The 8,197-nt window shown below is 27.0% G+C and carries 6 protein-coding genes; 1 reads left to right on the forward strand and 5 read right to left on the reverse strand.

What is annotated here, in order from left to right; translation table 11 throughout:
* From Q1J76_RS10890 to Q1J76_RS10905, 4 genes are all read right to left on the reverse strand, one after another.
* Positions 1-501, reverse strand: a 501-nt coding sequence (locus Q1J76_RS10890; protein WP_300370169.1) for a restriction endonuclease subunit S, incomplete at its 3' end; no start/stop codon positions are given.
* The gene (locus tag Q1J76_RS10895; RefSeq protein WP_300370173.1) at positions 498-1,910 is read right to left on the reverse strand and encodes a DUF2971 domain-containing protein; all 1,413 of its coding nucleotides are present in this window, start codon (positions 1,908-1,910) and stop codon (positions 498-500) included. The genes Q1J76_RS10890 and Q1J76_RS10895, both read right to left, overlap by 4 nt.
* A 77-nt stretch (positions 1,911-1,987) precedes the next feature.
* Positions 1,988-3,484 (reverse strand): type I restriction-modification system subunit M, encoded by a 1,497-nt coding sequence (locus tag Q1J76_RS10900; protein ID WP_300370176.1) that lies wholly within the window; start codon positions 3,482-3,484, stop codon positions 1,988-1,990.
* 30 nt (positions 3,485-3,514) lie between these two features.
* Positions 3,515-4,108: a restriction endonuclease subunit S gene (locus Q1J76_RS10905; RefSeq protein ID WP_300370179.1), complete on the reverse strand. Its 594-nt coding sequence runs from the start codon at positions 4,106-4,108 to the stop codon at positions 3,515-3,517.
* Positions 4,109-4,539: 431 nt separating this feature from the next.
* Between Q1J76_RS10905 and Q1J76_RS10910 the strand changes: the two genes are divergently transcribed.
* Positions 4,540-6,384 carry a methyl-accepting chemotaxis protein gene (locus Q1J76_RS10910; RefSeq protein ID WP_300370182.1) on the forward strand — a complete coding sequence of 615 codons (1,845 nt, stop codon included), beginning with the start codon at positions 4,540-4,542 and terminating at the stop codon, positions 6,382-6,384.
* A gap of 477 nt (positions 6,385-6,861) precedes the next feature.
* Here the strand turns inward: Q1J76_RS10910 and Q1J76_RS10915 are convergent, their stop codons facing one another.
* Positions 6,862-8,100 carry a M14 family metallopeptidase gene (locus Q1J76_RS10915; protein WP_300370185.1) on the reverse strand — a complete coding sequence of 413 codons (1,239 nt, stop codon included), beginning with the start codon at positions 8,098-8,100 and terminating at the stop codon, positions 6,862-6,864.
* Between the last annotated feature and the right edge of the window lie 97 nt (positions 8,101-8,197).

Genomic DNA, 8,197 nt, shown 5'->3' on the forward strand with positions numbered 1-8,197 from the left:
CATTACACCTTTCTTATAAAGCTCTTTTTTTTCTATTAAATTCATAAGGTTCTCTATTACTTCATCGCATAATGATAAAATTTCCGCTATGCGTTTTTGTTCCTCTAGGGGTGGGAGTGTTAAAAAAATAGAATATATAGTATCTCTATTTATACCTGGTACTGCACTATCTATTTTATATCTATCTAGTTTACATGCAATTAATTTATAATATAAAAATTTTAAATCAATATTCTTATTTGCCTCTACATAAAAAGCAGTATCTATACAGAAAAATGGAGAACCAGAGTAAAAAACACTTCCTGCATTTCCTTTTCTACCTATTACTATGCCTTCTGAATTTACTATACTTTCATTATGGTATCCTATTATTCCTCCAGAACTATAAACAGGTATATCTCCATCTACCATATTATTTTTTCCTAGTCCTTTCCCATAATATATTAAACATACATCTTTAATTTGTAATTCTTGCCAGCCTGCGGGGAGTGGGTGCTTCATTGTTGGGGCTCCTTTTGGTTATCTAATTTATTTGTACTAATATATTCCATTATTATATTATGGATAAAACCATATAAATTAGTAGCTAAATAATGTATGTCTGATTGTTTTACCCTGTATGAACGTAATGCACTTAAATCACATTCTAAGTTATATAAATGAGTTTGTAGAGATTCTATATATAAATTTTTCCAATAGTAGAAATAATCCATAGCTATTTTTTTATTTGATAATAAAAAAATACAAATTTTTTTTATTATATTTTTATTTTCATTTAAAAATTTTTTATTTTCATTAAATTGTTTATTATCATTTCCATTGTATACATCTTGTAATATTAGATCATGAGAAAAATTGATTATTATTAAAAAATATTCCGTATAGAGGTTTATAGCATTATTTCTTGATTCTTCATCTGTAAATTCCCCTGGAAAAAATATTCTTTTTAATGTAGTTAAAATAAGATAACTACTTAAATAAAAATTTAAAATTATATCTTTAGATGTTAAAATTTTATCTATAATTTTTATATCTAAAATTTCAAATACTAGTGTATTTTGCAATGCTTTACGATGTTTTAATAAAATATATGGTTTTATATCTTCTGAATTTGATATTGGGTTTAGATCTTTTTCAATATCATTGATATTAATATCATTAGATAAATAATATAGTTTTTTTAATCCAGACATATTATTAATATTTAGTTTTTCAGTTTTTCCATTAAAAGTAGAACGTTTTATTTCAGCTTTTATTCTTATGGATAGTTGATCATATACATATTCAAAATAATCATTATTAGCATTTGGATCTATGATTATTTCGGATATTAATAAATTCCATATATCTTTTTTAAATGGTAATTTTACAAATCTATAATATTTACCATTATTAAAGGTAGATACGATTTTAGGATATATAACTTCTTTATTATTTTTATTTTTTATTAATAAATAATTATTTTTATTTAAATCCAAAACCCACCTGCATTCATTTTCATATTCATATCCTTTTCTTTTATGGAATAAATATTCTAATTTATTGTTATTTTCATGTTTTTCAAATTCTTCATAATCATATTCCATATCACGCCAATAACTATCAAATGGGAAAGGCTTAAATATACCATCATTTGATACTCCTGGCATAATAGGTTCTCTATATTTTTCTGAATTGAATTTAATCATTATTCCTAAATGGTCTTTAGAGTATTCTCCCCACATCATAGGGCTTTCATAAGTTTTACTCCAACATTGTACAAAGTAAGAATCTAGTTCTTTATATTCTTTTACATCTTCAAATACTGTAGGATGAGAAAATGTTATAACTTCATTATCCAAATCATCAATTAAATGTTCTAGTCTTGTTATACGATATAAATTATTTTGTGGTAAATTATTTTTTTCCATAAATGAAATCTCCTTTTATAAACTTCAGTTTTTCACTTGCCAAAGGCACGCTGTGTGCCACGCAAATAAAGATGTTTTTAAAGTTTTATACCTTTTAAAAAATCTTCTAATTTGCTGTTTAGATTTTCGCGTTCTTTTTCCAATACGGATATCTCTTTATTGATAGTTTTCAAGTCCACATGCTCCTCGTCTTCAAATGAGTCAATGTATCTAGGTATATTGAGATTGTACTCATTTTCTTTGATTTCTTCTAGGCTTGCTAATTTAGAATATTTTTCTATGTCTTTTCTTTTGCTGTAGGCTTTGACTATCTTTTCTATATCCTCATCGCGTAAACGGTTTTGATTTTTTCCTTTCTCATATTCTGCACTTGCATCTATAAATAAAATATCTTTCTCTTTTCTGTTTTTTTTCAATATTAGAATGCATGCAGGTATTGAAGTGCCGTAAAATAAATTATTCGGAAGCCCTATAATAGCATCGAGTAAATTTTCATTGATGATTTTTTCTCGTATTATTCCTTCGCTAGCCCCTCTGAAAAGTACACCATGTGGCATTACAACAGCAGTGATTCCATTTTCTGACATGCTGTTTATCATATGAAGTACAAAAGCATAATCGCCCTTGCTCTTTGGAGGCACACCGTATTTAAATCTATTGTAAGGGTCTTTTACTGCACTTTCCTCTCCCCATTTGTCCAAACTGAAAGGAGGATTCGCTGCTACTATATCAAACTTTTCTAAATTGCCGTTTTTATCTAAAAATTTAGGCTCTTTTATTGTATCGCCCCATTCAATCATAGCTTTATCCCTTATTTCATGCAAATACATGTTCATTCTGCATAATGAATAGGTTTGGCTGTTTTTTTCCTGCCCGTACATTGTGCAGTTTTCTCCTCCAAGTTCTTTATATACTTTCACAAGTAAAGAACCGCTTCCGCAGGTAGGATCATATACTTTTACTCCTGGCTTTATATTTAAAGTTACTATTTTTGCTATAAGCATAGATACTTCAGGTGGAGTAAAGAATTCTCCTCCTTTCTTACCTGCATCTCCTGCAAAGTTTTTTATTAAATATTCATAAGCATCGCCCATAACATCATTATTTTCTAATGCTCTAGGACTTAAATTTAAGGCAGAATCATTAAAGTCTTCAAGCAGATTTTTTAATATTGAATTTCTTGTTTTTGTATTTCCGAATTTATTTGAATCATTAAAATCTATGTTATTAAAAATACCTTCAAATTTACTTTGATTTTGTTTTTCTATTTCATGCAATGCAGTGTTTATTATTTCTCCGATATTGTTTTCTTCCCTCATAGAATATAGATAATCGAAACTTGAAGTCTCACTTATTTTATAATCTAATCTTTTTAAACTTCTTGATAAAATTGCTTCATTATCTTTATATTTTTTTATCAATTCATCAGTTTTCTCTTTAACGAAATCGGATAAATACTTCACAAACAGCATACTCAATATATAATCTTTATAAATAGATGAGTCTATTGATCCTCTGAAAGTGTCGCATGCCTTCCAAACTATATTTTCAACTGTTTCTTTTGTAGTTTTCATTTTTTAATTTCTCCTTTATAAAATATATTATCAGTTTATTAATATTCTATTCATAGCTTCTTTATAAAATACTTGCTTCAATTCCAATAGTCTTTTATGAATATAAATATCTCTTTCAAATAATGAGTTCATCTCTATGATTTGATTTTGTTTTTCTATATCAGGGAGCTCTATTTGAATATTTGCAATGTCTAAAACACCTATAGATATTATTCCTGTTCCTCTCGATTCTCTTTTTAGATATTTCTGCACTTTTTTGTCATTAAGATAAATAGTTAAAAAATCAGGTATACATAACTCCTGAAATTCATTTTTTATTCTTATGCTTGCCATTAATGAACTTATTATATGATTATCAATATCCTCTTTTATTATTAGACTGTTAAAAGGCTCTCTCAATCTAATTATAATATCATTGCTTTTTACAGTATCAGTATTTTTTTGTTTGATTTGTATAGTATCATAGTTTTTATTATTTGGAGTATAGGCTATTGATTTACTGTCGAAAGCTTTTAGATTGATTAGATTAACTTCATATCCTTTTTCATACTTTTTTGCTGAAGACCTTGAAATAGAAGTACCTACTTTAATGTCTGCTATATCTTTTAATATGAATTTCTTCATAAATTGCCCCTCCTTTTAATTTAATAATATCATGCGACTATAAATATGTCAAATTTTTATATCTAAAATAACGCTCTATTTTTAAATAATACAATAAAAATTTTCAATATCCTTATGTTTATGTATGACATGTATTATAATATTCTTATGTTTTTGGGGGTGGGGGAGGATCTAAAAAACAAGCGGGCATAATTTTATGCCCACTATTAAGGTAAATTATGAAGAAAAAATTTATAAAATCAGATACAAATCAACTTTATTATATTAATAATATATAAATTTTTTAAAAAAAGTGTAAAAAAAATAGAACTTTTTTTTACATTTTTATTTTTTTATTATAAAATTATATAAAATGACGATTAAGAATAATTTATATTTGATAATTGTATGTTAAAATATATAATTGATATTATCACAATTTGGAGTTGACAATGAAAAAAATACATAGTTTATCTTTTAAAGTTCCTGCTATAATATCATTTACATTTGTATTAATTATATCAATAATATTGAGTATAGCAGTTACTTTTGCAAGTAGGGGTATAATTAAAAGTAGATTTGAGGGCTTTGAAAATACAGTACAATCATTTGCTAAATTGTTCGATGCTATATTAATGGATCAAATTTCTCTAGCTAAAACTTATTCAGTTGCTCCTGCAGTTATAAATTCTATTTTGAATAGAAATGAAAAAACAGAGGCTGATGTTCTTAATGCTTTGGCTTTATTTAATGGTGCTAATGAATATTCTATCAATATAGCAGTAGTTGATTTGAATGGCAACATTATAGCTGATTCTTTGGGAAGTTCTATAGGAAATAATATTTCTGCAACTAGGGCTAATTTTTGGTCAATTTTAGAAAAAAATAATTTTGAATATACTTTTGATGAAGAGATAATAAAGTCTAAAGATACTGGAGATAATTCATTGGTTTTAGGTGGAGGCATAAGAAGTTTAGAAGGTGACTTAATGGGGGCTATAATTGTTATAGTGGATTGGAAACTTATACATGATTATTATTTTTCTGATATATCTCTTGGAAAGACAGGTAGACTAATTACTATAGATTCCAATTTGATAGGTATAATGGATAATATCTATGAGGATATAGGTTCAAGTGTAGTTGAGGATTATAAAACAGTATTTGATAATAATTTGCAGAAAGGTACATTATCATATACATATAATGATCAAAAAAGAACAGGTTATTATTATAGGATGGAAACTATGAATTGGATAATTGCTATGACTATGTCTGACAGCGAGATATATGCTACAAATAGAGAATTGATTTTAATAAGTTTATTGGTTGCTCTATGTGCTATTATAATGCTTTGTTTATTTGTTTATATCTTTATAGGAAGATTGATGGCACTTATAAATAGTATTATAAGAGAGGCAAAAGAAATAGAATTAGGAAATTTGACTTATATATCTAATGATCATAGAAGAAAAGATGAATTAGGAGTACTATTCGATTCTTTCAGAGGAATGCGTAAAAAACTTATGGAAATAATATCTCAGGTTAATGATTCTTCTATAAAAATTACTTCAGCGGCACAGGAGCTTTCAAATGGAAATTCTGATTTATCTAGAAGAACAGAGGCACAGGCGGCAAGTCTTGAGGAAACTGCATCTTCTATGGAGGAGATGGCTTCTACAATAAAGTCTTCTACTTCACATTCTATAGAAGGTAATAATATGATGAAAGAATCTATGAATTCCATTAAGAATGCTGGTTCTATTATTTTAGAAACTACTAAGAGTATAGAAGAAGTTAATGAGGATAGTGAAAAAATAAAGAATATAACAAAGGTAATAGAGGATATTGCTTTTCAAACTAATATACTTGCTTTAAATGCTGCGGTAGAAGCTGCACGTGCGGGCGAGCAGGGTAAGGGATTTGCGGTTGTAGCAAGTGAGGTTAGGAATTTGGCACAGAATTCTCAGTCTTCAGCTAAAGATATTACTGCTTTGATAAATGTTATATATGATAAGATAAGTAAATCGGTAGAGAAAGCAAAGGAATCTGAGAAAATATTTGAGGATTTGGAGAAGAAGATAGAGGAAACTTCTAATATAATGCGTGATATTAGTGAGACAGCAGTTGAACAGCAGACAGGGGTTGATCAGGTAAATGTTGCGGTTTCTCAGATGGATAGTGTAACACAGCAGAATGCTGGTTTGGTTGAGCAATCTGCTTCGGCAGCAGTTTCTCTTTTAAATGAAGCCAGAGAATTAGAAGAAGCGATGAGTTTCTTTAAATTGAGTAATTGACTTTAATAAAAAATACCTGCGTCTGATAATTTATTATCAGAGCCTTTTAGCAGGTATTTTTTATATATCATAAGAGCGATGAGTTTCTTTAAATTGAATAACTGACTTAATAAAAAATACCTGCTTTAGATAGGTAGGTATTTTTATATATTTTATGCGGGTATAGAGATTGCAAATTAAAAAAAACTAGGGTGGGTACTAAAAATTCTTATTAGATTTATAAATATAATTAAGTGAAAATACAAATTTAAATAATTGAATATAAAGGGTGGGGAGTTAAAATAAAATTTTCTTTTTTAATTTCTTTTCATCCCCGCCCATTTATATTTATAATCTAATATGCAGTATTCATTTTTTGTTTTTTTATTGTTTAAATAGATTTTTTTAACGCCCGCCCAAGCTTGTTTTAAAATTGTAATTTTGTATAGAACAGATAAAAACTAATTAATATATAAATATTTTTTGAAATTTATAATATTATTCAAGTCCGTATATCTTGAAAAACTCACTTAATATTGTGTGCATTATTATTCTTTTTTTGTCATAATCTAAATTTCTAGTAAGCTCTATACCAAATGATTCTATATTCTTTTTAGCGGCATAGAATGTAATAGTTGTAGGCATAGGATAATACATCTGTCTAAATTTGAATTTCATAGGTTCTATTCTTGAATTGATATTTTTTAATACATTAATAACTTTATCATCTAATTTTCTAGTATCATATATAATAGAATCTCCAAAAAATTCTTTAAATCCGTTTCCTTCATGAAGGGTTAGTACAACATCTATATCATATTCATCTAACATATTCATATATTCTTTTGCCAATTTATCAGTATCTGTTCTACTTATTTCTTTATCGAAGAATCTATTATTAATATCCTGTCCTTCTATAGCTCTAGTATTTTTTCTATATGCTTCAGGCACAGCAATAGGTACTATAGTAAGACTTCCTTTTTTTATAGGCATATTAATTCTCTCTATAGCCACATCAGTACCCACTCTCTCACTTCCATGAGGCACTATCAAAAATATATTAGGTCCTTTTTCAGGGTGAACTACTCTGTATATTGTATTTTCGTTTTTTGTACCTTCCATTATTTTAAAATTATATCTGTCTATGTCTTGATTTAGATGACTTGTAACTTCACTTTCTAATTGTCTTGAAACATTTTCAATTAGAGCTCTTTCATTTTCTGTTACTCTATACGGACCATTTAATGTTGGTATTATAGATGTTTTATGATGCGGTTCTAAAAAATAGCTTACCCCTAAAGAGTTTTCAGGAGTAATTTTTACGACATTATTATATGTTATAACAGATATTTCATTATTATAAGATACAACTGCAAAAGATTTTCCTTTGAAGTTATAGCCTTTATCATCTTTTGTTATAGTCATTTGAATATCATCATTATGCTTGCTTTTTATATAAATATATCCAGATTCCAAAGTAAATTTATTATTTTCATATGTCAGTTTTGAACTAGGCATAAGAATAATAGATTTTTCTCCATTATCTATTACAATGTATGATTCTTCTTTTGTAGATATAGAGAAGTAATCATCAGGAAATCTTTTTTTTACATCAGTATTAGCATACTCTTCATTAACTATTACAGAAGCTGTACCCTGTCTTGATATGACTTTGAAATTATTAGCAAACATTACAGAGTTTAGAATCATTACGAATATTAATATATATTTGTTCATTATCAAAACCATTAAATAAAAAATATCATTATAATTATCGCTTAAAAATAAAAATGCTTTAAATAAAAAAACTCCCATAAAAAAACCTCAGTTTTAA

Origin of the sequence: Brachyspira sp., assembly GCF_029258575.1 — a bacterium.
Classification (GTDB): Bacteria; Spirochaetota; Brachyspiria; order Brachyspirales; family Brachyspiraceae; genus Brachyspira.